The organism is Hydrogenophaga sp. SL48, from assembly GCF_021729865.1.
In the GTDB taxonomy this organism is placed as follows: domain Bacteria; phylum Pseudomonadota; class Gammaproteobacteria; order Burkholderiales; family Burkholderiaceae_C; genus Hydrogenophaga.
Genome location: NZ_CP063400.1, coordinates 1,274,003 through 1,297,607, shown reverse-complemented (window position 1 = coordinate 1,297,607; position 23,605 = coordinate 1,274,003). Strand labels below are relative to the sequence as shown.

Sequence of the window (23,605 nt, the reverse complement as noted above, 5' to 3'; positions counted from 1 at the left end):
GTTCAGAAAATCGGTGGGCGCTTGGTCAGGAAAGCGGCAATGCCCTCCCGGTGCTCGGCGCTGTCTGCATAGTCGTAAGCTGTGGCCAGCAGGGCTTGTGCGCTTTGCCCGCTGGACAGGGCGCGCAAGGCCTGCTTGTTCATCCTGGCGGCCTGCGGCGCCAGGCGCGTCATCCGCAGCACCCGCTGCAAGGCCTCGGCGGGCACATCGGCATCGTGCGTCACCACCTGCAGGAAGCCGCGCGCCAGCATCGTGGGCGCGTCCAGCACCGCGGCTTCCAGCAACATCTGCCGCGCCGTGGCCAACCCCACCTCGCGCACGACCAGCTCGGCCTCGCGCGGGGCCATGGGAAAGCCCAGCTTGGCGATGGGCGCGCCGAAACGCGCGCCCTGCCCCGCCACGCGGACATCGCAACAGCTGGCGATCTCGACCCCGGCGCCCATGCAGTGGCCCTCGATCTGCGCGACGATTGGCAGGTCACAGGCCAGCATGGCCGAGAGGCCGCCCCAGACGTCGCCCTCATGAAAATCGCGCAGGCCCTCGGAGTGGAAACGGAAGTCGGTGTACTCGGCGATGTCACCGCCCGCGCAGAAATGCCCCCCCTCACCAGCCACCAGCACGGCGCGCACGTCGGTGCGCTGCTGCAACCCGGTGAACACCTGCTTCAGTTCGCACCACATCGCGCGCGACATGGCGTTGAACTTGGCCGGGTTCGACAGCGTCACGAGCGCGGCAGCACCTTCGATCAGCAGACGGACGTGACCAGACATCGGGCTCTTCTCGGGGGACTCAGTCCAGCTTGGCGCCCGAAGCCTTGACCACCTGCGCCCACTTGCGGATCTCGCCCTTGACGAAGCCGTCAAACTGCGCGCCGGTGAGGTTGGGGAACTCGGCTCCCTGGCTGGCCCACACGGCTTTGGCCTCGTCGGTGCTGGCGGCCTTGCGGACCTCTTCGATGGCGCGGGCCTGCGCATCGGTCGGCGTGCCCTTGGGCGCCCACACGCCGTACCAAGTGGTCACGTTGTAGTCCGGCAAGCCCAACTCGGCCGCACTGGGCACGTCGGGAAAGGCCGCGCTGCGTTTGTTGCCCGACACCATGAGTGCCTTGATGCGACCACCCTTGATGTGCGCGGCCGACGAGCCCAGACCGTCGAACATCATGTCCACGTTGCCGGCAATCAGGTCATTGAGCGCCGGGCCGGCTCCCCGGTAGGGAATGTGCGTGATGAACGTCTTGCTCTGCTGCTTGAACAGCTCACCGGCCAGATGGTGCGAGGTGCCGCCACCCGCCGAACCGTAGTTCAGCTTGCCGGGATTGGCTTTCACCTGTGCGAGAAAGGCCTTGAAGTCCATGCCGGCGTACTGCTTGGCATTGACCACCAGCACCTGCGGCACACTGGCCACCAGGATCAGCGGCACCAGGTCCTTTTCGATGTCGTAGTCCAGCCGGGGATACATGCTGGGTGCGATGGTGTGGTGCACGGCGCCCATGAACAGCGTATAGCCATCGGGCGCAGCCTTGGCGGCGATGCCGGCCCCCAGGGTGCCTCCGGCGCCACCGCGGTTGTCGATGACGAGTGACTTGCCCGACAGACGGGTGAACTGCGCGGCCATGGGACGGGCAAAGGCATCAGTGCCACCGCCGGCCGGGAACGGCACGATCATGGTGACCGGCTTGCTCGGCCAGGTGGACTGCGCATGGCCCCCTGTGCTGTGCAGCGTGGCGCCGGCCACAGCCGCTCGCAGGACGTCTCGTCGGTTCAGACCTTGTCGCATGTGGTTTGTCTCCTGTTGTGGTTGGAATGGCAGCGTCAAAGGTAGAGGTCCTTGATCGCTGAGGCTATCGGGATTTTTCCCTGCGCGAGCGCGGCCCGGTTCTTGTCGAGCCGCTTGGGATCGTAGAGGTAATTGACCATCAAGCCGTAGGACTGCTTGAAGCCCTTGGCTGAAGGGTCGCCCGCCCAGTTGAGGCGTTCGACGCGCGCGCCGTTGCCCAGGTGGAAACGCGCCACCGGGTCCAGCGGTTTGCCATCCTGCAGCTCCATGCCCAGGTACCGCGCCGTCCAGCCCAGCAAGGCCTGACGTTCCGGGGCCTTCTCGCCCAACTCGGCCACGCCATCCCAGGCCTTGAGCAATTCGGCGGGTGCCGTCTTGTTCAGCCAGGCGCGCAGGCCCGGGATCGGTGAGAGCGTGGCAAAGGTCCTGAGGCGGGGGAACTCCTGGTGCAGGGTCTCGACCACGCGCTTGATGAGCGAGTCGCCGAAACTCACCCCACGAAGGCCCGCCTGCGTGTTGCTGATGGAATAGAAGATGGCGGTGGTCGCGCGGTCCAGATCGGCTGGCGCGGCGGCTTCGTCGAGCAGCGGGGTGATGCTGGCCGCAATCTCGTTGACCAGCGCCACCTCCACGAAGATCAGTGGTTCGCCCGGCAGGCGCGGGTGGAAAAACCCGTAGCAGCGGCGGTCGCTGTCGAGCCGGTTCTTCACATCGTCCCAGCTGCGGATGTCATGCACGGCTTCGTACTTGATGAGCTTTTCCACCAGCGACGCAGGCGAGTCCCAGCTGATGCGGCGCAGCTCCAGAAAGCCCACGTCGAACCAAGTGGAGAACATGTACTCCATTTCGACATCCAGCGCCCGCAGGCGCCGGTCGGTCTTCAGCTGAGCCTGCATCTCGGCGCGCAGGTTCACCAGAAAGGCAATGCCCTCCGGGTGCGCGCTGAAGCGCTGCAGCAGGCGCCGCCGCGGCGACACCGTGGCGCGACGGTACAGCACCTCGGCCGCCGCCTCGTCGGGCGTGCCCACGGTGGCCAGGTACGTCTCCTGCGCTGCCTTCACCTGCGCCGGGTCCGCCACGAAACGCTCGCTCATGAGCAGCCAGAGGTCACGTCGGTGCGCGGGTGATGCACTGGCGTACCAGTCCACCACCGCCTGGGCTCGGCGCCCGCCTTCCACCTCGCTCACGAGCGGGTCCACGGTGGCCTTGAGTTCGTCCAGCATGTGGCGCAGCGCGCGCGGCGACATCGCCTCCTCGCCCTGCCGCAGCCTGGCTTGCAGGCGCTCCTGCGTCGAGCGCGTCACCGCCGGGGTCGGTGCCCGCAGGCGGGACACACGCTGGACGATCCACTCGGTGGTGTTCATGCTGAAATCCTCGACGTCTGGTTGCGTGCCAGTTCCCGCAGCGCCACGCGCTGGCGGGTCAGGTGAGTGCGCATGGCGGCTTCGGCGCCCTCGGCGTCGTGCGCCTTGAGCGCGGCGTACACCGCCATGTGCTCCGACAGGCTCTGCTCCAACCGGCCGGGCGCATGCAGCTGCTGCAGGCGGGCGAGTTTGACGATCTTGCGAAGATCGCCGATCACCTGCGCCAGCCAGCGGTTGTTCGCCAGCAGGATGATGGCCTCGTGGATCGCAAAGTTGGTGTCGTAGTACTCGGTGATGCGCTTGGCCTTGGCGCTGCGTTGCAGCCGGTCGTGCAGCTGCTCCAGCGCAGCCAGATCGGCATCCGTCGCGTTGTTCGCGGCCTCGAAAGCGCAACGCCCTTCGAGCAAGGCGATCACGGGGAAGATCTCGTCCAGATCGCGCTCGGTGATCTCGCTCACGAAGCATCCCCGGCGCGGCTCGTGGCGCAGCAAGCCCTCCGCCGTCAGCACCTTGAGCGCTTCGCGCAAGGGCGTTCGGGAGATGGCCCACTCGCTGCACAAGGCCGGCTCGTCGATGAAGCTGCCAGGCGCCAGTTCGCCTGCAAAGATGCGCTCGCGAAGCCTCGCGGCCACTTCGTCATGCAGGGAGTTGAGCACCAGTCGCATTCGTGATTATCTGTAATTACAAATAATATTAACGCGGCACTCACATTCGGAAACCGGGGTTTACCCGAAGGCCCTGCTTTCACGGATGAACGGCGGGATGGCCATGTGCGGCCCTGCCGGTGGTCGCCCCCCTTCGCCTCACCGTGCGCGGCGACTCAAGAGCGCCGACCGCACCACCACCACAAGGCTGCCCCGCCCAGGATCATGGGCACACACAACCACTGCCCCATGCTCATGCCCAGCGAGAGCAGGCCGAGATGGGCATCGGGTTCGCGGAAGAACTCGGCAATGAAGCGGAACACCCCATAGCCGAACAGGAAGGCCGCGCTCACCCGCCCGGTCGCGCGGGGCTTGCGCGCGTACAACCACAGCAACACGAAGAGCAACACCCCTTCCATGAGGAACTGGTACACCTGAGATGGATGGCGCGGCAAGTCACCCGCGCCGCGAAACACCATGCCCCAGGGCAGCGACAGGTCGGCCACCCGGCCCCAGAGTTCGCCGTTGATGAAGTTGCCCACGCGACCGGCCGCCAGCCCGGTGGGCACACACGGTGCCACGAAGTCCATCACCTGCAGCCAGGGCCGCTGGCGGCTGCGCGCGTACCAGACCATGGCCACCAACACCCCCAGCATGCCGCCGTGGAAACTCATGCCGCCCTGCCAGACCGCAAAGATCTCCAGCGGATGGCTGAGGTAGTAGGCGGGTTTGTAGAACAGGCAATAGCCGATGCGGCCACCGAGCACCACGCCCATGACGCCGAGAAAGAGGATGTCCTCCACATCTCGCGCGGTCCAGGGGCTCGGCACCGTGATGGATGCATAGGGCTGGTGCTTCAGCCGCGCGCGGCCCAGCAGCACAAACAAGCCAAACGCCGCGAGGTAGGTCAGCCCGTACCAGTGGATGGCGATGGGGCCGAGTTGCAGGGCGACAGGATCGATGGTGGGATGGATCAACATGGCTGTGGATTGTGCACGCGGCCAACAAAGCACCGCACTGACGAGGTCAACGGGCGGCCAGAAAACAAACAGCCCCCGAAGGGGCTGCCTGGTGGCCGGGCCAGTGGGGCTTCAGTCGCCCAGCAGCGACAGATCGCGCACCGCACCCTTGTCGGCCGAGGTGGCCAGCAAGGCATAGGCTTTGAGCGCCGTCGACACCTTGCGCGGGCGCGGCAACACGGGCTTCCAGCCCTTGGCGTCCTGCTCGGCGCGGCGCTTCGCCAGCTCTTCGTCGCTCACCAGCAGGTTGATGCTGCGGTTGGGGATGTCGATGCGGATCCTGTCGCCGTGCCGCACCAGACCGATCGCGCCGCCCGCCGCCGCCTCCGGCGAGCAGTGGCCAATCGACAGGCCCGAGGTGCCGCCCGAGAAGCGGCCATCGGTCAGCAGCGCGCAGGCCTTGCCCAGACCCTTGGACTTGATGTAGCTGGTCGGGTAGAGCATCTCCTGCATGCCGGGGCCACCCTTGGGGCCCTCGTAACGCACGACCACCACGTCGCCGGCTTTGACCTTGTCGGCCAGGATTTCGGCAACGGCCTCATCCTGCGACTCGGTCACATAGGCCGAGCCCTCGAACACCAGGATGGACTCGTCCACACCGGCGGTTTTCACCACGCAGCCGTCCAGCGCGATGTTGCCGTGCAGCACGGCCAGGCCACCTTCTTGCGAGAACGCATGTTCGCCCGCGCGGATGCAGCCTTCGGCGCGGTCCACGTCCAGGCTGGGCCAGCGCGTGGCCTGGCTGAAGGCCACCTGCGTGGGGATGCCGGCCGGGCCGGCCATGTAGAAGGTCTTGACCTCTTCCGACGGATGGCGCGCGATGTCCCACTGGTCCAGCGCGTCCTTCATGGTCTTGGCGTGGATGGTGGGCACGTCCGTGTGCAGCTTGCCAGCGCGGTCGAGCTCACCCAGGATGGCCATGATGCCGCCCGCGCGGTGCACGTCTTCGATGTGGTACTTGTTGGTGTTGGGCGCCACCTTGCAAAGCTGCGGCACGACGCGCGAGAGGCGATCGATGTCGGCCATGGTGAAGTCGATCTCAGCTTCCTGAGCAATCGCCAAAATGTGCAGGATGGTGTTGGTCGAGCCGCCCATGGCGATGTCGAGCGTGATCGCGTTCTCGAAGGCCTTGAAGCCCATCGAGCGAGGCAGCACCGACTCGTCTTCCTGCTCGTAGTAGCGCTGGCACAGCTCCACCGCCACGCGGCCGGCGCGCTTGAAGAGCTGCTCGCGGTCGGCGTGCGTGGCCACCACCGTGCCGTTACCGGGCAGGGAGAGGCCCAACGCCTCGGTCAGGCAGTTCATCGAGTTGGCGGTGAACATGCCCGAACAAGAGCCACAGGTCGGGCAGGCCGAGCGCTCGACCTCAGCGAGATCGGCATCGCTCACTTTGTCATCCACGGCCATCACCATCGCGTCCACCAGGTCAAGCTTCTTGAACTCCATGACGTGTGTCTGCGGGTTGGCCAGGCGCACCTTGCCGGCCTCCATCGGACCACCGGACACGAACACCACGGGGATGTTCAGGCGCATCGCGGCCATGAGCATGCCGGGGGTGATCTTGTCGCAGTTGGAGATGCACACCAGCGCATCTGCGCAGTGGGCGTTGACCATGTACTCCACCGAATCGGCGATCAGGTCACGGCTGGGCAGCGAATACAGCATGCCGTCGTGCCCCATGGCGATACCGTCGTCCACCGCGATGGTGTTGAACTCCTTGGCCACGCCACCTGCGGCTTCGATCTCACGCGCCACCAGCTGGCCGAGGTCCTTCAGGTGCACATGGCCGGGCACAAACTGGGTGAAGGAGTTGGCAATGGCAATGATGGGCTTGCTGAAATCGCCATCCTTCATGCCCGTGGCACGCCAGAGCGAGCGGGCGCCCGCCATGTTGCGGCCAGCGGTGGAGGTCTTGGAACGGTAAACAGGCATGGTGTGTGGGCTGGTGTGAGATCAAAAAACAGAGGGGCGATTATCCCGCACCCCACGGGCGACCACGCCCGCAGCCCCACGCAGTACAAGGGCTACAGGCGGTCGGATCAGCGGCGCTTGGTCCGGATCCCCAAGGCGGCGCGCTGCTTGTCGATGCGCTCCTGCTTTTTCTGGTCCATCTTTTCCATTTCCTTGCGCTTGGTGTAGCCCGAGGCATCGGCCCAAGCCCACCAGACCACCGCCAATGCAAACGGCGACAGCACCCACCACCAGGACAGCCCGGCAACGAAACCGATCTCCAGGTACTTCAACAGCATCAGGGCGATGCCCAGAATCAGCAAATACATCACAGTCTCCGGTAAAGGTCTGATAAAGCTCGGCAAGTTCCTGTAAGCACCCGGGGAACACCTCGATCAACTCGCTAAAATTGCGTCCTGTGAGCTGCTCACGACACACACCCACGAGGACAACACCATGAAACGTGCTTTGATGATTATGGCTGCGATGGCCGCCATTTCCGCCCCCGCGATGGCTGACCAAGCCCTGGCCACTGCCAAGAACTGCATGGCTTGCCACGCCGCAGACAAAAAGCTGGTGGGGCCAGCCTACAAGGACGTCGCCAAGAAATACGCGGGCGATGCCAAGGCCGCCGACATGCTGGCCACGAAGATCATGAAGGGTGGCGTGGGCGTCTGGGGTGCGATTCCCATGCCAGCCAATGCGCAAGTCAATGACGCAGATGCCAAGAAGTTGGCAGCCTGGGTGCTGAGCCTGAAGTAACCACGGTTCGTGCTCAAAACAAAAAACCCGCTGGATCCCAGCGGGTTTTTTGTTGCCTGGCGCTATTAGGTAGCTGTCGCCCATAAGGCCGGCTACCGGTGATCGCGAGATGAAAAGCTGCGGCTTTGTAGCAGTTTTCAGGTGCATACGCACCATGTTGATTCGCTGAAGGCCTCAGGTCTTCACCAGCTCACCGAGTCCGAGCGGGTCGCGATCCGCAAGCTCTGAGCAACAACAGGCCGATCATTTACGCTAGAGTGAAACGCATAAGAAGCACATCCAATGCCCACTGCAACCATCACATCTAGAGGACGGATCACCATCCCGGTGAATGTGCGTCAAGCGCTCGCAGTGGGCGCAGGGGACCGGATTGAGTTCGTGCAGATCGAGACCGGCCAATTTCTGCTCATTGCAGCGAACCACTCAGTGACTGAGCTGAAGGGCATGTTCGGCAAGCCCACCAAGGTCATGTCAGTTCAGGAGATGAACCAGGCCGTGGCGGCACGCGGAATGGAAGAACGATGAATGGCGCGCAGCTCACTCGGCGGGCAAGAGCTTGTTGCGTCGATCGCAGGCTCGTTTCAAGGCTGCTGCGGGTGTTGGCTGCGATTCCAGCGCCCGGGCAACGCACTCCTGATCGGTTCGTGACAGGTGGATGAGCACTGAGCCGCGCACATCGAAGCTGCGCACCAGTTGCCGCCCGTTCTTTGCAGCAGCCATCGCCGCGCGAGTGCTACGGCCGTAAACGAGCTGGCGCGTGAGAGCTTTCGCCTCATCACCGGAGACCGTTACCGAACCAAGAGGGGTGCTGCGAATGGCCATTCAGATGAACACCGAAGGGGAAACGCCGAAGCGTTGGGCCAGTGAGTCTGCCTGGTGGGCGTTGATTTGCCGGTGCCCATTCAGCATCTCGCTGATCACCGACTGGAATCCGATCTCGTGAGCCAGGTCGGCCCGCTTCAGCTCATGCTGGTCCATGAGGAAGCGTAGCACTTGGCCAGGCTCGGCATCGGGCAACGAGTAGTGGGAGTGCTCAAAGTCTTCGACCAGTTGCCCCAGCAGTTCGAGCATGCCAGCCAGTTCGTGTTCTTCATCGTCACCCACCACGTCGAGAAGCTGGTTCATGAACTCAACAGCTCGATCATATTCAGCCTGGGCGTGAATCGCACCGGCAGTGCGCTTTGAAACGCGTTCCACGCAGGGGCGAGAGTCTTCATGGGCTGTTCCAAGGGTTGACCAGAGCAACGCCCGTATCGACAAAATCCGACACGTTGCGTGTCACCACGGTAAAACCGTGCTCAATAGCCGTGGCCGCGATCATCGCGTCACGCTCTGAGCGCGGATCTGGAACGTGCAGCGAAGCGCACACGGGCGCGGTTGTCTCTGTGAACGGCAAGATGCGGCCCGCGAACGCCTCGCGCACTCCAGAAAGCCAGGTGCGCAGCGCGCTGCCCTGAGGAGGCGTTCGACGTTCAAGTGCCCGGATGCCAATCTCCAGTTCTAGGATGGAAATGGCCGACAGGAAAAGCCGACTGCTCGGTTGACCAGCGGCCCAGCTCCTCACCTGCGCAGACTGGTTGGGCTTGCCATGGCGCAGCTCGGAAATGACGTTGGTATCCAGCACGAACATTGAGCCCCCTCAGTCGAAGGAAGCACCAGAGATCTGGACATTCAAACGAGGGGGATCGAACTCAATGCCATCCCCAGCAGGAATGCCATCCATGATGTCCAGGAGCGACAGCTCGGTCTGACCTGCGATGCGGAAGTAGTCGTCGATTTTGAGCAGCGCAAAAGCAGGGCGACCACGGTCAGTGATAAACACCGGGCCGTCAGCCGTTGCGCGTTTGGCCGCCGACACATCGCGTGTGAAGTCACGGCTGGAGAACGTATGGATGCTCATGTTGACCTCCACGATTTTGAGAATGTTTGTATGTTACGACATACTCGCTTTCGGGTCAATTCGGCCAAGATGGGGCACGAGCGAGGCAATTGCCTACCTCTTGCCCTTGGTTGCGGCAACAGCAGGCGCCAGGCGAGCCTCCAGGCCTGCCAGCAGCTTGGACATCAGCCGCTGTGGCCAACTGCGCCTGAAGGTCTGTGGCCTGCTGCTCGCTCTTGGCCAGAGCCGCGCGTGCGTCACGCAGTTCCGACTCCAGGCGTGCAGACTGGTCGGCGCGTGGGCGTTCAGGCGAACGCCACCCTCAAGCTCAAGTGTCAAGAATGGTGGTAGCGCATGAGCATGGACACTGTGAGTGCCACTGTACCGGCGGAGCGAAAGCGCGTCGGATTCATCCACTCAAATACTCAACGAATGGTCTTCAACTCGGCGTAATGGCTGAAGAACTATCTGCGTCCGATTTCCGCTGGACGTTTACTTGAACCAAGTAAACGCCACAAGCACTCCGAGCACCCCAATTACTGTGGCGCTGACCACAATACCGACGTACTGGTGATACAGTTTCCGCAGAAACCAGCGCATCGGATGGGCTTCGATGCGCTGCTGCTTGGCCGCCAAGAGTTCCACGACCTGCGTGCGCTGCCGCAATGCCATGACAGTGCGTGCCTGCGACTGCAGAAGATCGGCCAGGTAGTCCGTTACTAAGCGCTCAGTGATGTTTTTCTGCCAGGTATCAACCGGTTCAAGAAGTTGCTAATGGCGTTCAGCTTGTACGCAGCCTCTGCCAAAGGTGTGCCAGCCCTTCTGCTGAGCAGAATCCTGGATGTGCAGAACAAGACGGCCACGGTGTTGACGGGCAAGCTCAGGGAGTGCCTCTTCCGTGATCGCGACACCGAGATGCTTACTGGTCTCGTGGAAATCGACGGAGGCCATTTTTGCGGCAAGCCCAGAAAGGGACGCATACGCTTCAAACAGCGCCCGGAAGACGTAGCGGCGGCCATTGAGGCAAGGATGCGCGGAGAGCCCGTCAAGAAGCGCCGTCCTCGCAACAAAGCCGAGGCGAAGAACTGGGAGCGCCGAGCACTCAAGCGCATCGTGATGGTGTTGCGCGAGGTGTATCCCGAAGGCGGCAAGGGGGCCTACAAAACGCGCGTGGCCGTGGCCTACACCGAGAACGAGCGTGCAGCTACTCGTCTGGCGACAACCCTGATCGAACCAGGATCAACGGTCATGACCGACGAGAACGCCGCGTACACGCCGCTGTCGATTTGGTTCGACCACCACTGCGTTGAACACTCCGTTGAGTTCAGCACCATCGATGGTGTCAACGAGAACCAGGCCGAGAGCTTCTTCTCGCGCATGCGGCGGGCCGAGTACGGCACCTTCCATGGTTACCGTCCCAAGTACCTGCTGGACTACGCTCAGGAGTTTGCATGGCGGGAAGACGTGCGAACCAGAACCGAATCGGAGAAGCTGAAGGACCTGATCAAACGGGTTTTCAGTTGTGGTCTATCGCGGTGGTGGCGAGGGTACTGGCAAGGGCACCATCGAGCAGGCGAGTTTCGGGTCGAGAGCTGACCAGGGGTAGTCGCCAGGAGCCTTCGATCCGGCCCTTGACTTCATGCAGGCGTTCCAACCGCTGCTCGGAAACGAGCTTCTTGAGCCGGTAACGCACTCGATAGCGCAGGTCGTCAAAGTTCTCCGTGCGACCTGTCGAACCCAGCTTGGATGCGACATACAACGCCACCTGCGTGGTGGTGCAAGCCTTGCCACAGCTAGACCGCAAACACGCGAAGATGAGCCGGGTCATCTGACCGTGGTCCGTCGCTGCGATCCTATTGTGCCCACGCACTGGCGGGAGAAGACTGAGGTCGATTGAGACCTCGTGAAGCTGAAGTACTTGGTCAATGGCCGCGAGGTCGCGGCACAAGGCTTCGCACAAGCTCGTGTGCGCAGAAGCTATGCGATCGCCGGCCAGCACAAGCTTTGCCCGCTGGGTGTCGATTCGCGCAAGTTCGGCTTGGAGCGCTTCAAGTCGCTCGCCCTCTGCGTCTTGCGATTTTGCAATCTCGCCCGCGATGCGGGCTCGCCGATCAAGCAACCATTTCAATGAGGAGGGGGTCTTCGGTACGTACATGGGACACCGAGACTACAACCCACCTCCCCTCGTCACAATGGGCGACTGCTACCTAATAGCGTTGCCTGGCATCTTTCGACACCAGGTGCGCGCGACAGGATCAGTTGTTCTCAGACAGTTGATCGAGGATGGCTGGGTTCTCCAGGGTGGAGGTGTCCTGGGTGATGGCCTCGCCCTTCGCGATCGAGCGCAGCAGGCGGCGCATGATCTTGCCCGAGCGGGTCTTGGGCAGGTTGTCACCGAAGCGGATGTCTTTCGGCTTGGCGATCGGTCCGATCTCCTTGCCCACCCAATCCCGCAGCACCTTGGCAATCGCCTTGGCTTCGTCACCCGTGGGGCGTGAGCGCTTGAGCACCACGAAGGCCACGATGGCTTCACCGGTCAGGTCATCAGGACGACCCACCACGGCGGCCTCCGCCACCAGATCGGTCTTGCTCACCAGCGCCGACTCGATTTCCATCGTGCCCATGCGGTGCCCTGACACGTTCAGCACGTCGTCGATGCGGCCCGTGATTCGGAAATAGCCGCGGTCCACACTGCGCACCGCGCCGTCACCGGCCAGGTAGTAGCCCTTGAGTTCGTCTGGGAAGTAGCTCTTCTTGAAACGCTCGGGGTCACCCCAGATGGTGCGGATCATCGACGGCCAGGGCTTCTTGACGACCAGGATGCCGCCCGCGCCATTGGGCACATCGTTGCCGGTTTCATCGACGATGGCGGTGGTGATGCCCGGCAGCGGCAGCGTGCAGGAGCCCGGCACCAGCGGCGTGGCGCCCGGCAGCGGGGTGATCATGTGCCCACCGGTCTCTGTCTGCCAGAAGGTGTCCACGATGGGGCAACGCTCTCCTCCCACGTGTTTGTAGTACCACATCCAGGCTTCGGGGTTGATGGGCTCGCCCACCGAACCCAGCAGGCGCAGGCTGCTCAGATCCGAGCGCGCCGGGTGCACCTTTTCGTCACCCTCGGCGGCCTTGATCAGCGAGCGGATCGCCGTGGGCGCCGTGTAGAAGATCGTGCATTTGTGCTTCTCGATCATCTGCCAGAAGCGGCCGGCGTTCGGGTAGGTCGGCACGCCTTCAAAGACGATCTGTGTGGCGCCGGCGGCCAGCGGGCCATAGGCCACATAGGTGTGGCCGGTGATCCAGCCGATGTCGGCCGTACACCAGAAAATGTCGGAGTCCTTCAGGTCGAAGGTCCAGTTCATCGTGAGGTTGGCCCACAGCAGGTAGCCACCGGTGCTGTGTTGCACGCCCTTGGGGGTACCGGTGGAGCCTGAGGTGTAGAGCACAAACAGCGGATGTTCGGCGCTCACCATTTCGGCGGGGCAGTCGGTGGATTCGGCGTCCATCACCTCGTGCATGAAACTGTCGCGACCGGCCACCATGTTGACGGCGGTGGACGTGCGCTGGAACACGATCACGTCTTTCACGCACTCACAACCACCCATGGCGATGCCTTCGTCCACGATGGACTTCAGTGGCAGTTCCTTGCCACCGCGCAGCTGGTAGTTGGCGGTGATGACCGCCACGGCGCTGGCGTTTTGAATGCGTTCCTGCAAGGCCTTGGCTGAGAAGCCGCCGAACACCACGCTGTGCGTTGCGCCGATGCGGGCACAGGCCTGCATGGCCACCACGCCTTCAATGGTCATGGGCATGTAGATGACAACGCGGTCGCCCTTCTTCACGCCACGCGCCTTCAAAGCATTCGCAAATTGCGACACCTTGGCCAGCAGTTCCTTGTAGGTGACCTTGGTCACTTCACCACCGTCGGCCTCGAAAATGATCGCGGTTTTGTTCTCGACCGGCGTGCCCATGTGGCGGTCCAGGCAGTTGTAAGAGGCATTCAGCTCGCCGTCTTCGAACCACTTGTAGAAAGGCTTGTTGGATTCGTCGAGCACCTTGGTGAAGGGCTTGCTCCAGGTCAGGGTTTCACGGGCGCGTTGGGCCCAGAAGCCTTCAAAGTCGCTCTCCGCCTCGGCGCACAGCGCGTTGTACGCGTCCATGCCGGAAATGCGAGCCCCCTTGCGGAAAGCTTCGCTGGGTTCGAAAACACGGTTTTCAACCAGGGTCGATTCAATGGACGACGACGGCGTTGACATGGGCAAGTCTCCTCTTGGGATGTGGTAACAGTGAACTTGGCGAATGTGCGCAAAGGCTCTTACGAGCCGCTTACTCGGGAACGGCGAACATCGCCGGAAAGGCTCGGCGAGTTCGAGCAAACCCTGAGGGCATTGTGAGGGAGACCTACAATGGCGCTCAAGTTTTTCCGCCCCGGCGGCTCCCCTCTTCAGACAGCCATTCCATGAGTCAACCTCCCAAAACGACGGGTCATCTGCAGGCCCTGCCCAACATCATCTTTGCCAGCCGCTGGCTGCAGCTCCCGCTCTACCTGGGCCTGATTCTGGCCCAGGCCATCTATGTGTTCCATTTCTGGGTCGAACTGGTCCACCTGATCGAGGCCGCCTTCGGCAACAAAGACGCCTTGGCAGCCCTGGTCAAGAGCATCGGCTACAAGGAGTCGTTCGAGGTTACGGCACTCAACGAGACCATCATCATGCTGGTGGTGCTGGCGCTGATCGATGTCGTCATGATCTCCAACCTGCTGATCATGGTGATCGTGGGCGGCTACGAAACCTTCGTGAGCCGCATGAATCTGGAGAGTCACCCGGACCAGCCCGAGTGGCTCAGCCACGTGAACGCGTCGGTGCTGAAGGTCAAACTGGCCACGGCCATCATCGGCATCTCGTCAATCCACCTGCTGAAGACCTTCATCAACGCGGCGAACTACGACGAGAAGGTGCTCATGTGGCAAACCATCATCCACGTGGTGTTCCTGCTCAGTGCCATGGCGATCGCGTACACCGACCGGCTGATGAGCAAGCCCGCCGGTGACGCTCATTGAGCGCCACTCAGCGCACTGATGAAAAGAATGCGGCCCTCGGGCCGCATTCTTTTCGCCCGGCGCTCAGCGGCCCACCATCCGGGCTGGCACCACCCAGCGGTCAAAGTCTTCACCCGAGACAAGACCCAGCGCCAACGCAGCCTCGCGCAGGCTCAGCCCCTCCCGATGCGCCTTTTTCGCAATCTGTGCCGCCCGGTCGTAGCCGATGTACGGGTTCAGCGCGGTCACCAGCATCAGCGATCGCGCCAGCAGTTCATTGATGCGTTCACGGTTCGGTTCAATCCCCACGGCGCAGTGGTGGTCAAAGCTCCGCATGCCGTCGGCCAGCAAGCGCACGCTCTGCAGAAAGTTGTGCGCCACCATCGGGCGGAACACGTTGAGCTCGAAGTTGCCCGAGGCACCACCCATGTTGATCGCCACGTCGTTGCCCATCACCTGGCAGCACAGCATGGTGAGCGCTTCGCACTGCGTGGGGTTGACCTTGCCCGGCATGATGGACGAGCCGGGTTCGTTCTCCGGAATCGACAGCTCGCCCAGCCCGCTGCGTGGTCCGCTGGCGAGCCAGCGCACGTCGTTGGCGATCTTCATCAGGCTGGCTGCCAGGCCTTTCAAGGCGCCGTGTGCATGCACCAGCGCATCACAACTGGCGAGCGCTTCGAATTTGTTGGGCGCGCTCACCAGCGGCAGCCCGGTGTGGCGGGCCAGCTCGGCCGCCACCTGAACGGAGAAACCGGGCGGCGCATTGAGCCCGGTCCCCACGGCGGTGCCGCCCAGCGCCAGCTCGCACAGGTGCGGCAGCGCGGCGCGCACATGACGTTCGGCGTGTGACAGCTGCGCCACCCAGCCCGAGATCTCCTGCCCCAGCGTAAGAGGTGTGGCGTCCTGCAGGTGGGTGCGGCCGATCTTCACGATGTCGTCAAAGGCCACCGCCTTGGCAGCCAGGGTCTCGCGCAAACCCGCCAAGGCCGGCAGCAGGCGCTGGGTCAGCCCCTCCACCGCCGCCAGGTGCATGGCCGTGGGGAACACGTCGTTGGACGACTGGCTGCGGTTCACGTCGTCGTTCGGGTGCACCAGCCGTCCGCCTCCCCGAGCGCCACCCAGAAGCTCACTCGCGCGGTTGGCCAGCACCTCGTTCAGGTTCATGTTGCTCTGGGTGCCCGAGCCGGTCTGCCAGACCACCAGCGGGAACTCGGCGCTGTGCTGCCCGGCGATCACCTCGTCGGCGGCCGCCACGATGGCCTGCGCTGTGCGACTGTCCAACCCGGCCAGCGATTGGTTCACCACCGCGCAGGCGCGCTTGACCTGCGCCAGCGCGCGGATCAGCTCCACAGGCAGGTGCTCGCCCGAGATGTCGAAGTGTTCGAGCGAGCGCTGGGTTTGCGCGCCCCACAAGCGGTCTGCGGGCACATCGATGGGCCCCATGCTGTCGCGTTCGGTCCGGGTGTTCATGGCTTGGCTCCAGTCGTCAGCCGGCGAAAGGCTGGGCCTGTCAAAATAACGGGCTGATCCCACCGTAGCAGACCTTGAGCCGTGCCACCAGCGCGGCGCGCCTTGTCCACGTCCACACCATTGCCCCACGCCATGACCACGAGCATCCGCCAGAACGACCTGATCGAATCCGTCGCCGCCGCCCTGCAGTACATCAGCTACTACCACCCGGCCGACTACATCGCCCACCTGGCCCGCGCCTACGAACGCGAGCAGAGTGCCGCCGCCAAGGACGCCATCGCGCAGATCCTGACCAACAGCAAGATGAGCGCCACCGGCCACCGCCCGATCTGCCAGGACACCGGCATCGTCAACGTGTTCCTCAAGGTGGGCATGGACGTGCGCTGGGACGGTTTCACGGGCAGCCTGGACGACGCCATCAACGAAGGCGTGCGCCAGGGCTACAACCACCCCGACAACACGCTGCGCGCCAGCGTGGTGGCCGACCCGCAGTTCGACCGCAAGAACACCAAGGACAACACGCCCGCTGTGATCTTCACCGAGATCGTGCCCGGCAACACGGTGGAGGTGACCGTGGCCGCCAAGGGCGGTGGCTCCGAGAACAAGTCCAAGATGGTCATGCTCAACCCGGGTGACAACGTGGTCGACTGGGTGCTCAAGACCGTGCCCACCATGGGCGCCGGCTGGTGCCCGCCCGGCATGCTGGGCATCGGCATTGGCGGCACCGCCGAGAAGGCGGTTCTCATGGCCAAGGAAAGCCTGATGGACGACCTGGACATGTACGAGCTGCAGGCCAAGGCCTCCAAAGGCGAGAAGCTCAGCAAGGTCGAAGAAATGCGCCTGGAGCTGTTCGAGAAGGTCAACGCGCTGGGCATCGGCGCGCAGGGCCTCGGTGGCCTCACCACCGTGCTCGACGTCAAGATCAAGATGTACCCCACGCACGCGGCCAGCAAGCCCGTGGCCATGATCCCCAACTGCGCCGCCACGCGCCATGCGCACTTCGTGCTCGACGGCAGCGGTCCGGTCTACATCGACCCGCCGAGCCTGGACCTGTGGCCCGACGTGGCATGGACGCCCGACTACGTCAAGAGCAAAAAGGTGGACCTCAACGGGCTCACCGCCGCCGAAGTGGCGAGCTGGAAGCCGGGCGACACCCTGCTGCTCAACGGCAAGATGCTCACCGGCCGCGATGCCGCGCACAAGCGCATCCAGGACATGCTGGCCAAGGACGAGAAGCTGCCGGTGGACTTCACCAACCGCGTCATCTACTACGTGGGCCCGGTCGATCCGGTCAAGGGCGAGGCCGTCGGCCCCGCCGGCCCCACCACCGCCACGCGCATGGACGGCTTCACCGAAATGATGCTGGCCCAGACGGGTCTGATCGCCATGGTCGGCAAGGCCGAGCGCGGCCCCGTTGCGATCGAAGCCATCAAGAAGCACAAGAGCGCCTACCTGATGGCCGTGGGCGGCGCAGCTTACCTCGTCTCCAAAGCCATCAAGACGGCGAAGGTGGTGGGCTTTGCCGACCTCGGCATGGAAGCCATTTACGAGTTCGACGTGGTGGATATGCCTGTCACCGTGGCGGTGGACGCGGGCGGCACCAGCGCCCACATCACCGGCCCGGCCGAGTGGAGCCAGCGCATCGCCTCGGGCGAGTTCAAGGGCATTTCGGTCGCCAGCGCTTGAATTCCAGCAGCTTCACGGTCGGGGTATTCGACAGCGGGGTCGGGGGCCTGAGCGTGCTCCAGGCCCTGCTCGCCGAAATGCCGCAGGCGCACTTTGTCTACCTCGCCGATGGCGCTCACGCCCCTTACGGAGAACGCAGTGCCGAGCAAGTGGCCGAGCGCGCGCACCGCATCACCCGGCGCCTGCGCGAAACGTTTCACATCGACGCGCTGGTCGTGGCCTGCAACACCGCCACAGCCCTGGCCATTGAAGGCCTGCGCGAGCAACACCTGGGCTGGCCCATCGTCGGGGTGGAGCCGGCGCTCAAGCCGGCAGCGGCCCTCACGCACACCGGCCATGTGGGTGTGATCGGGACGCGGGGCACCGTGGAGAGCGCCCGTGTCGCCCGATTGCGCGATCGGCTCCAGAGTGAGGCCCGCACGCCCCTGCACTTCAGCCTCCAGGCATGCGACGGTCTTGCCGACGCCATCGAGCGGGACGACCAACCCGCCATCCGAGCGCTGAGTCAACGCTACATCGGAGCGCTGCTTTCCCAGACCAGCACCTTGGCCCCGATGGACACGCTGGTGCTGGGTTGCACCCACTACCCTTTCGCCTCAGAGATCTTGCAGGCGCTCTGCGGTCCGAACGTCACGATGGTGGAAACCGGTGCGCCCGTGGCACGACGCACGCGCCAGGTGCTGGAAGCCTTGCCCCGTCCGGAAACCCGGCCGGTCGTCGTTCCAGGGGTCACCCTGCTGTCCACGGGTGATCCGGAACCACTGGCACGGGCGGCCCAGCGCTGGTTGGGCTTGAAAATTCCGGGTCAGCATCTGGCTTGCTGACGGGCGCTCCCCTCAATCGGTCGCCAGGGCGGCCTGACGACCCCGCGCCATGTTCACCGGCTGGAGCAACACCAGCCCCACGGCGAACAACACCGCGGTCGATGCGATGGCCAGGCGTTGATTGCCATCGGTGGCCCAGGTGATAGCACCGTAGGTCAAGGGTCCGATGATGCTGGCCAGGCGCGTCGCAAATGTCCAGAGGCCATAGAACTCGGCCAGTTGGGCTGGCGGCGCAAAGAGCCCGGCCATGGCGCGCCCGGACGACTGGCTGGATCCCATGCACAGTCCGGCGATGACGGCGGCGTACCAGAAACCGCCTTTGGTGGTGGTGAGCGCCGCAATGAGGCAGGTCGCCATCCACCCGACCAGCGTGATGCCCAGGGCCAGCTTGTGACCGATACGGTCCTGCCAGTACCCGAACGCAAAGGCCCCCAGCGCAGCGGCGATGTTCAGCACGAAGATCAGCACCATCGTTTCCTGCTGCGCGAAGCCAATGACCTGTTCAGCGTAGATGGCCGCAAGGGCGATCGTGACCGCCACCCCGCCTTGGTAAGCCACCGCGCAGGCCAACAACCACATGTAGTCCTTGTAGCGTTTGGCACGCCGGTACGTGTCAAGCAAGTTCCGCCATGACGACACCGCGTTGGCCACTGGCTGGCTTTGGCTGGGCATCGTGCGCTCTCGCAGCAGCGCAAATGTGAACAGGGAGGCCACTGCGAACAGCCCGGCTGTGAGCAGCATGGTCAGCGGCACAAATTGTTCAGCGGTCTTTCCTGCGGCCTGGGACTGCAGCACGATCACCAAACTCAAGCCCAACGCCAACATGCCACCCAGGTAGCCAAAACTCCAGCCCCAACCACTGACACGGCCCATGGAGTCGGGTCGAGCCAGTTCAGGCAGAAAGGCGGCGATCAGCGACTCGCCCCAGGAGAAGAAGACATTGGACAAGATGACCAACCCGATGGCCAGTGCCACGCCGCCAGGTGCCACCAGCGAGAGCGCCGCCGTGGTCACCACGCAACCCAAGGTCGTGAGCACGAGCAAGCGCTTCTTGGCGCCATGTCGGTCGGCCCAGGCACCGATGGCCGGCATGCTCAACATGACGATCGCGTGCGAGGTACTGAGCGCAGCCGTCCACGCAAACGTTGCCCACGGAGCACCACCTGCCACGGCACCCACGAAGTAAGCGGCAAAAACGGCCGTGAGAACGACCGTGGTGTAACCCGAGTTGGCGAAGTCGTACATCGCCCACCCCAACAGCTCACGCTTGCGGACGCCCGGGTTGAGGGCGTCGTTAGAAAACACCTTCATCCGGATCCTATTCGGAGATTGCTGGAACGCGCCCGCCCAGACGAAGGCGCACCGCGAACAAACGAAGCCTGAGCTTCAATGGAGGTGTCGAGGCTTGCGCCCGCCACCATGACCGGACGATCCCCCATGCCCGCGGGGTGGCTTCCCCAACTGCATGGAACTCACGAGCGCATCGAAGCGCTCCGTGAACAACCCGTCGATGGCCGTCACCACACTGCCCAGCTCCGAGGCGTCGAAGTGCCGCTCCATGACGTGCACGACATCTTCCACCAGCAGGTCGCGCTGAGCCTGCATGATTGCCGCCGGCGTCGGACCGACAAAACACATCATGAAGTCGTCACGCGCCTCTTCTTCCGACGACCCATCCTCTTCGTCGAACTCGGTGTCGTAAAACGACACCTCCAGGGGAGCCCCAGAGGCCGCAATGTCGTTAAGCCCCATGCATGCTTCTTCGATCACCTGCCGGAAATCTTCGTCGCCTGGCACTGTCCAGCACATCTGAAGCAGGTGAGCCTCGGCATCGAACCGGATGCCGGGCTCGTCCTCGTAGGTGCTCTCGGCGGCAGCGGCGAGCGAACGCGCGCCAGCGTACTGCCACAGCGGCTTGAGCGCATCCTGAATCTGGCTGTAGGCCACGTCCTCGCGCAGGGGCACGTCCCCATGCACATGGATTTCAAAAGGCGCGTTGTATCGGGTCATGGAAACTCACTGTAGCGACGAAAACCGCAAAAGCCTAGAGGTGTGGTGCCTCGAACCGGAATCGAACCGGTACGGCCTGTTAAAGCCGGCGGATTTTAAGTCCGCTGTGTCTACCAATTTCACCATCGAGGCCACTGGTGATTGTCGCAGGTTCACTCGCAGCACCGTTGGCCGCCGTTGCGGCCAAGGCGCCCGCAAAGGAGGCTTGGACTGCTGAAGACACGCCAGCGCAGGAGCAATAAAAAAGGGAAGCACTGCTTCCCTTTTTGATATTGGAGCGGGAAACGAGACTCGAACTCGCGACCTCAACCTTGGCAAGGTTGCGCTCTACCAACTGAGCTATTCCCGCATTGTCTGACACCAGCTGTAGACTTGGAGGCGCGACCCGGAGTCGAACCGGGCTAGACGGATTTGCAATCCGTTGCATAACCGATTTGCTATCGCGCCCAAAACGCCGGATCGGGAAACCCCTCTCCACCGCCATCGACAAAAAGGGAAGCCCTGCTTCCCTTTTTGATACTGGAGCGGGAAACGAGACTCGAACTCGCGACCTCAACCTTGGCAAGGTTGCGCTCTACCAACTGAGCTATTCCCGCAAACTTCCGACGTTTGGTGATGTTCGTCGGAAGCTGAAATTCTAGCTCAGAAAACGCACTCTTTTCAAGCCCCCTCAAATTTTTTGAGTCAGTGCTTCACGGCATCGGGCGCCGTCGCGGGAGCGCGCACGGCAGCCGCAGCCAGTTGCGCTGCCACTTCTTCGTCGGTCAATGGAACCGGCATGCGTTCGAGCGCGATGGACAACACCTTGTCGATCCACTTCACCGGAACAATCTCCAGCCCCTGCTTCACGTTGTCCGGTATTTCGGCCAGATCTTTCACGTTCTCTTCCGGAATGATCACGGTCTTGATCCCGCCGCGCAGCGCCGCCAGAAGCTTCTCTTTCAATCCACCGATCGCTGTCACCTCGCCACGCAACGTGATCTCACCGGTCATGGCGACATCGGCGCGCACGGGAATCCCCGTGAGCGAAGACACCAGTGCCGTGGTCATGGCAGCGCCTGCACTTGGGCCGTCTTTTGGCGTCGCGCCGTCGGGTACGTGAATGTGGATGTCGCGTTTGTCGAATTGTTCGTCCTTGATGCCGAGGGAGCGCGCGCGGCTGCGTACCACGGTACGCGCCGCTTCCACCGACTCTTTCATGACGTCACCCAGTGACCCGGTGCGAGTGATCACGCCCTTGCCAGGCATGATCGCGACTTCAATCGTCAGCAAATCTCCACCCACCTCCGTCCACGCCAACCCGACCACCTGACCGACCTGGTTCTGTGCTTCGGCGCGACCGTAGTTGTACTTGCGCACCCCCAGGAAGTCGTTGAGATTTTCCGCATCCACGACCACTGTCGGGGTGTATTTCTTGAGCAGAAGACCCTTGACCACCTTCCGACATATCTTGCCGAGTTCTCGCTCCAACGAGCGCACGCCCGCCTCGCGGGTGTAGTAACGAACGATGTCCCGCACCGCTTCGTCTTTGACGGTCAACTCGCCTTCTCGGATGCCGTTGTTCTTCAACTGCTTGGGCAACAGGTAACGAATCGCGATGTTGGTTTTTTCGTCTTCCGTATAACCCGACAGGCGAATCACTTCCATGCGGTCCAGCAAGGCTGGCGGGATGTTCATCGAGTTCGAGGTAGCCACGAACATCACGTCCGACAGGTCAAAATCGACCTCAACGTAGTGATCACCGAAGGTGTGGTTCTGCTCGGGATCAAGGACCTCCAACAGAGCGCTGGACGGATCACCGCGGAAATCGGTGCCCAGCTTGTCGATCTCGTCGAGCAGGAACAGTGGGTTGCGCGTACCGACCTTGGAGAGGCTCTGCAGCACCTTGCCGGGCATGGCACCGATGTAGGTGCGGCGATGGCCACGGATTTCGGCCTCGTCGCGCATGCCACCCAGCGCCATGCGCACGTACTTGCGACCAGTGGCCTTGGCCACCGACTGCCCCAATGAGGTCTTGCCCACGCCCGGAGGACCGACCAGACACAGGATAGGCGCTTTGACCTTGTCCACGCGTTGCTGCACCGCGAGGTATTCGAGGATTCGATCCTTGACCTTGTCCAGTCCGTAGTGATCCTCGTTGAGCACTTCTTCGGCGTGCGCGAGGTTGTGCTTGATCTTGGTCTTCTTGCTCCAGGGCAGTGCGACGAGTGCATCGATGTAGTTGCGCACCACGGTGGCTTCGGCCGACATGGGCGACATCAGTTTGAGCTTCTTGAACTCGGCATCGGCCTTCTTGCGCGCCTCGGCGGGCATCTTGGCGGCCTTGATCTTCTTCTCAATCTCTTCGATGTCAGCGCCTTCTTCGCCTTCGCCGAGCTCTTTCTGGATCGCCTTGACCTGCTCGTTCAGGTAGAAGTCGCGCTGGTTCTTCTCCATCTGGCGTTTGACGCGGCCACGGATCTTCTTGTCCACATTGAGGATGTCGACCTCGCGCTCCAGCTGCTCAAAGAGGTTCTCCAGGCGCTTGTTGACCGGATCGAGGTCCAGCACCACCTGCTTGGACTCCAGCTTCAACGGCAGATGCGCCGCGATGGTGTCGGCCAGGCGGCCCGGGTCATCAATGCTGGAGATTGACGTCAGGATTTCCGACGGAATCTTCTTGTTCAGTTTGACGTACTGGTCGAACTGCTGCATCACCGCACGGCGCAACGCTTCCAGCTCGTTCGACTGCGTGGCCAGCTTTTCCTGGCTGGGATCAACCGGGGTCACGTTCGCCACGAAATGGCTTTCACCCTCTTGGATCGCCAGCACCTTCGCGCGCTGCACACCCTCGACCAGCACCTTCACCGTGCCATCGGGGAGCTTCAGCATCTGCAGGATGGTGGCGACGCAGCCCATCTCGAACATGTCGTCCACCGAAGGTTCATCTTTGGCTGCGGCCTTTTGCGCCACCAGCATGATGCGGCGCTCTGCCTCCATGGCCGCTTCCAAGGCCTTGATGCTCTTGGGGCGCCCCACAAACAGCGGAATCACCATGTGCGGGAAGACCACCACGTCGCGCAGCGGCAACAAAGGCAGGTCCACGGGCGTGCTGGGCAGGGGAATTTGTCCGGACATATCTAACCTCTACAAGGTTTCGGTGAAACAACGCGATGGCCTCGCAACAGCCAGCGCGTTGCGCACCACACA

Annotated in this window: 24 protein-coding genes and 4 tRNA genes; 7 read left to right on the top strand and 21 right to left on the bottom strand. The window is 63.0% G+C overall.

The genetic code is table 11. The annotated features are described in order from the left end of the window. Positions 1–2 precede the first annotated feature (2 nt). From IM738_RS06215 to IM738_RS06185, 7 genes are all read right to left on the bottom strand, one after another. Positions 3–770 carry an enoyl-CoA hydratase/isomerase family protein gene (locus tag IM738_RS06215; protein ID WP_236965022.1) on the bottom strand — a complete coding sequence of 256 codons (768 nt, stop codon included), beginning with the start codon at positions 768–770 and terminating at the stop codon, positions 3–5. Between the two features lie 19 nt (positions 771–789). After that, a complete protein-coding gene (locus IM738_RS06210) occupies positions 790–1,776 on the bottom strand; it encodes a Bug family tripartite tricarboxylate transporter substrate binding protein (protein WP_236965021.1) in 987 nt (328 codons plus the stop codon). Positions 1,777–1,811: 35 nt separating this feature from the next. Then, positions 1,812–3,140 carry a malonyl-CoA decarboxylase gene (locus IM738_RS06205; protein ID WP_236965020.1) on the bottom strand — a complete coding sequence of 443 codons (1,329 nt, stop codon included), beginning with the start codon at positions 3,138–3,140 and terminating at the stop codon, positions 1,812–1,814. Then, positions 3,137–3,805, bottom strand: a complete 669-nt coding sequence (locus IM738_RS06200) for a GntR family transcriptional regulator (RefSeq protein WP_236965019.1) — start codon at positions 3,803–3,805, stop codon at positions 3,137–3,139. The genes IM738_RS06205 and IM738_RS06200 overlap by 4 nt, the downstream gene beginning before the upstream one ends. Positions 3,806–3,960: 155 nt before the next feature. After that, entirely contained in the window at positions 3,961–4,764 is an 804-nt protein-coding gene (gene lgt / locus IM738_RS06195; RefSeq protein ID WP_236965018.1) for a prolipoprotein diacylglyceryl transferase, read from the bottom strand. 111 nt (positions 4,765–4,875) lie between these two features. Then, positions 4,876–6,735 (bottom strand): dihydroxy-acid dehydratase, encoded by a 1,860-nt coding sequence (ilvD, locus tag IM738_RS06190; RefSeq protein ID WP_236965017.1) that lies wholly within the window; start codon positions 6,733–6,735, stop codon positions 4,876–4,878. A gap of 107 nt (positions 6,736–6,842) precedes the next feature. Then, positions 6,843–7,082, bottom strand: coding sequence for a TIGR04438 family Trp-rich protein (locus IM738_RS06185; protein WP_236965016.1), 240 nt, complete (start codon positions 7,080–7,082; stop codon positions 6,843–6,845). A gap of 127 nt (positions 7,083–7,209) precedes the next feature. Between IM738_RS06185 and IM738_RS06180 the strand changes: the two genes are divergently transcribed. Together IM738_RS06180 and IM738_RS06175 are read left to right on the top strand one after the other, a co-directional pair. Continuing rightward, positions 7,210–7,515, top strand: coding sequence for a c-type cytochrome (locus IM738_RS06180; RefSeq protein WP_272907803.1), 306 nt, complete (start codon positions 7,210–7,212; stop codon positions 7,513–7,515). A 282-nt stretch (positions 7,516–7,797) separates the two neighbouring features. Then, a complete protein-coding gene (locus IM738_RS06175; RefSeq protein ID WP_236965015.1) occupies positions 7,798–8,040 on the top strand; it encodes an AbrB/MazE/SpoVT family DNA-binding domain-containing protein in 243 nt (80 codons plus the stop codon). A 12-nt stretch (positions 8,041–8,052) separates the two neighbouring features. Here IM738_RS06175 and IM738_RS06170 read toward each other — a convergent pair whose 3' ends face one another. The 5 genes from IM738_RS06170 to IM738_RS06150 form a co-directional block, all read right to left on the bottom strand. Then, positions 8,053–8,337 (bottom strand): hypothetical protein, encoded by a 285-nt coding sequence (locus tag IM738_RS06170; RefSeq protein ID WP_236965014.1) that lies wholly within the window; start codon positions 8,335–8,337, stop codon positions 8,053–8,055. Further along, positions 8,338–8,712: a helix-turn-helix domain-containing protein gene (locus IM738_RS06165; protein ID WP_236965013.1), complete on the bottom strand. Its 375-nt coding sequence runs from the start codon at positions 8,710–8,712 to the stop codon at positions 8,338–8,340. It abuts the gene before it with no gap. Between the two features lie 16 nt (positions 8,713–8,728). Beyond that, positions 8,729–9,145: a type II toxin-antitoxin system VapC family toxin gene (locus IM738_RS06160; RefSeq protein WP_236965012.1), complete on the bottom strand. Its 417-nt coding sequence runs from the start codon at positions 9,143–9,145 to the stop codon at positions 8,729–8,731. Positions 9,146–9,154: 9 nt separating this feature from the next. After that, a complete protein-coding gene (locus tag IM738_RS06155; RefSeq protein ID WP_236965011.1) occupies positions 9,155–9,415 on the bottom strand; it encodes a type II toxin-antitoxin system prevent-host-death family antitoxin in 261 nt (86 codons plus the stop codon). Positions 9,416–9,886: 471 nt separating this feature from the next. Next, positions 9,887–10,066 carry a hypothetical protein gene (locus IM738_RS06150; protein ID WP_236965010.1) on the bottom strand — a complete coding sequence of 60 codons (180 nt, stop codon included), beginning with the start codon at positions 10,064–10,066 and terminating at the stop codon, positions 9,887–9,889. A gap of 96 nt (positions 10,067–10,162) precedes the next feature. On the opposite strand from IM738_RS06150, the gene IM738_RS06145 reads away from it, so the two are divergent. Both IM738_RS06145 and IM738_RS06140 read left to right on the top strand, forming a co-directional pair. After that, positions 10,163–10,990, top strand: coding sequence for an IS1595 family transposase (locus IM738_RS06145; RefSeq protein WP_272907802.1), 828 nt, complete (start codon positions 10,163–10,165; stop codon positions 10,988–10,990). A gap of 307 nt (positions 10,991–11,297) precedes the next feature. Further along, positions 11,298–11,525 (top strand): hypothetical protein, encoded by a 228-nt coding sequence (locus IM738_RS06140; protein WP_236965008.1) that lies wholly within the window; start codon positions 11,298–11,300, stop codon positions 11,523–11,525. A gap of 124 nt (positions 11,526–11,649) precedes the next feature. Here the strand turns inward: IM738_RS06140 and acs are convergent, their stop codons facing one another. Beyond that, a complete protein-coding gene (acs, locus tag IM738_RS06135) occupies positions 11,650–13,644 on the bottom strand; it encodes an acetate--CoA ligase (protein ID WP_236965007.1) in 1,995 nt (664 codons plus the stop codon). Positions 13,645–13,847: 203 nt separating this feature from the next. Here acs and IM738_RS06130 point away from each other — a divergent pair, with 203 nt between their 5' ends. After that, positions 13,848–14,447, top strand: coding sequence for a TIGR00645 family protein (locus IM738_RS06130; protein ID WP_236965006.1), 600 nt, complete (start codon positions 13,848–13,850; stop codon positions 14,445–14,447). Between the two features lie 63 nt (positions 14,448–14,510). Here IM738_RS06130 and fumC read toward each other — a convergent pair whose 3' ends face one another. Further along, positions 14,511–15,896, bottom strand: a complete 1,386-nt coding sequence (fumC, locus tag IM738_RS06125; RefSeq protein WP_236965005.1) for a class II fumarate hydratase — start codon at positions 15,894–15,896, stop codon at positions 14,511–14,513. A 132-nt stretch (positions 15,897–16,028) separates the two neighbouring features. On the opposite strand from fumC, the gene IM738_RS06120 reads away from it, so the two are divergent. Continuing rightward, positions 16,029–17,582 (top strand): fumarate hydratase, encoded by a 1,554-nt coding sequence (locus tag IM738_RS06120; protein WP_236965004.1) that lies wholly within the window; start codon positions 16,029–16,031, stop codon positions 17,580–17,582. After that, a complete protein-coding gene (murI, locus tag IM738_RS06115) occupies positions 17,579–18,406 on the top strand; it encodes a glutamate racemase (RefSeq protein ID WP_236965003.1) in 828 nt (275 codons plus the stop codon). Before IM738_RS06120 ends, murI begins: the two co-directional genes overlap by 4 nt. Before the next feature lie 12 nt (positions 18,407–18,418). Here murI and IM738_RS06110 read toward each other — a convergent pair whose 3' ends face one another. The 7 genes from IM738_RS06110 to lon form a co-directional block, all read right to left on the bottom strand. Beyond that, a complete protein-coding gene (locus IM738_RS06110; RefSeq protein WP_236965002.1) occupies positions 18,419–19,717 on the bottom strand; it encodes an MFS transporter in 1,299 nt (432 codons plus the stop codon). Between the two features lie 75 nt (positions 19,718–19,792). After that, positions 19,793–20,416 (bottom strand): DUF6806 family protein, encoded by a 624-nt coding sequence (locus IM738_RS06105; RefSeq protein ID WP_236965001.1) that lies wholly within the window; start codon positions 20,414–20,416, stop codon positions 19,793–19,795. Between the two features lie 43 nt (positions 20,417–20,459). Continuing rightward, positions 20,460–20,548, bottom strand: a tRNA-Leu gene (locus tag IM738_RS06100). A gap of 141 nt (positions 20,549–20,689) precedes the next feature. Further along, positions 20,690–20,765: transfer RNA gene (locus IM738_RS06095), tRNA-Gly, on the bottom strand. Between the two features lie 24 nt (positions 20,766–20,789). Continuing rightward, positions 20,790–20,863, bottom strand: a tRNA-Cys gene (locus tag IM738_RS06090). A 73-nt stretch (positions 20,864–20,936) separates the two neighbouring features. Continuing rightward, positions 20,937–21,012 (bottom strand) — tRNA-Gly (locus tag IM738_RS06085). Between the two features lie 88 nt (positions 21,013–21,100). After that, positions 21,101–23,533 (bottom strand): endopeptidase La, encoded by a 2,433-nt coding sequence (lon, locus tag IM738_RS06080; RefSeq protein ID WP_236965000.1) that lies wholly within the window; start codon positions 23,531–23,533, stop codon positions 21,101–21,103. Between the last annotated feature and the right edge of the window lie 72 nt (positions 23,534–23,605).

Excerpts from the sequence above, each read along its gene's own strand:
- IM738_RS06215 (WP_236965022.1), bottom strand. The coding sequence starts at position 770 with ATGTCTGGTCACGTCCGTCTGCTGATCGAAGGTGCTGCCGCGCTCGTG.
- IM738_RS06210 (WP_236965021.1), bottom strand. The coding sequence starts at position 1,776 with ATGCGACAAGGTCTGAACCGACGAGACGTCCTGCGAGCGGCTGTGGCC.
- IM738_RS06205 (WP_236965020.1), bottom strand. The coding sequence starts at position 3,140 with ATGAACACCACCGAGTGGATCGTCCAGCGTGTGTCCCGCCTGCGGGCA.
- IM738_RS06200 (WP_236965019.1), bottom strand. The coding sequence starts at position 3,805 with ATGCGACTGGTGCTCAACTCCCTGCATGACGAAGTGGCCGCGAGGCTT.
- lgt (WP_236965018.1), bottom strand. The coding sequence starts at position 4,764 with ATGTTGATCCATCCCACCATCGATCCTGTCGCCCTGCAACTCGGCCCC.
- ilvD (WP_236965017.1), bottom strand. The coding sequence starts at position 6,735 with ATGCCTGTTTACCGTTCCAAGACCTCCACCGCTGGCCGCAACATGGCG.
- IM738_RS06185 (WP_236965016.1), bottom strand. The coding sequence starts at position 7,082 with ATGTATTTGCTGATTCTGGGCATCGCCCTGATGCTGTTGAAGTACCTG.
- IM738_RS06180 (WP_272907803.1), top strand. The coding sequence starts at position 7,210 with ATGAAACGTGCTTTGATGATTATGGCTGCGATGGCCGCCATTTCCGCC.
- IM738_RS06175 (WP_236965015.1), top strand. The coding sequence starts at position 7,798 with ATGCCCACTGCAACCATCACATCTAGAGGACGGATCACCATCCCGGTG.
- IM738_RS06170 (WP_236965014.1), bottom strand. The coding sequence starts at position 8,337 with ATGGCCATTCGCAGCACCCCTCTTGGTTCGGTAACGGTCTCCGGTGAT.
- IM738_RS06160 (WP_236965012.1), bottom strand. The coding sequence starts at position 9,145 with ATGTTCGTGCTGGATACCAACGTCATTTCCGAGCTGCGCCATGGCAAG.
- IM738_RS06155 (WP_236965011.1), bottom strand. The coding sequence starts at position 9,415 with ATGAGCATCCATACGTTCTCCAGCCGTGACTTCACACGCGATGTGTCG.
- IM738_RS06150 (WP_236965010.1), bottom strand. The coding sequence starts at position 10,066 with ATGGCATTGCGGCAGCGCACGCAGGTCGTGGAACTCTTGGCGGCCAAG.
- acs (WP_236965007.1), bottom strand. The coding sequence starts at position 13,644 with ATGTCAACGCCGTCGTCGTCCATTGAATCGACCCTGGTTGAAAACCGT.
- IM738_RS06130 (WP_236965006.1), top strand. The coding sequence starts at position 13,848 with ATGAGTCAACCTCCCAAAACGACGGGTCATCTGCAGGCCCTGCCCAAC.
- fumC (WP_236965005.1), bottom strand. The coding sequence starts at position 15,896 with ATGAACACCCGGACCGAACGCGACAGCATGGGGCCCATCGATGTGCCC.
- IM738_RS06120 (WP_236965004.1), top strand. The coding sequence starts at position 16,029 with ATGACCACGAGCATCCGCCAGAACGACCTGATCGAATCCGTCGCCGCC.
- IM738_RS06110 (WP_236965002.1), bottom strand. The coding sequence starts at position 19,717 with ATGAAGGTGTTTTCTAACGACGCCCTCAACCCGGGCGTCCGCAAGCGT.
- IM738_RS06105 (WP_236965001.1), bottom strand. The coding sequence starts at position 20,416 with ATGACCCGATACAACGCGCCTTTTGAAATCCATGTGCATGGGGACGTG.
- lon (WP_236965000.1), bottom strand. The coding sequence starts at position 23,533 with ATGTCCGGACAAATTCCCCTGCCCAGCACGCCCGTGGACCTGCCTTTG.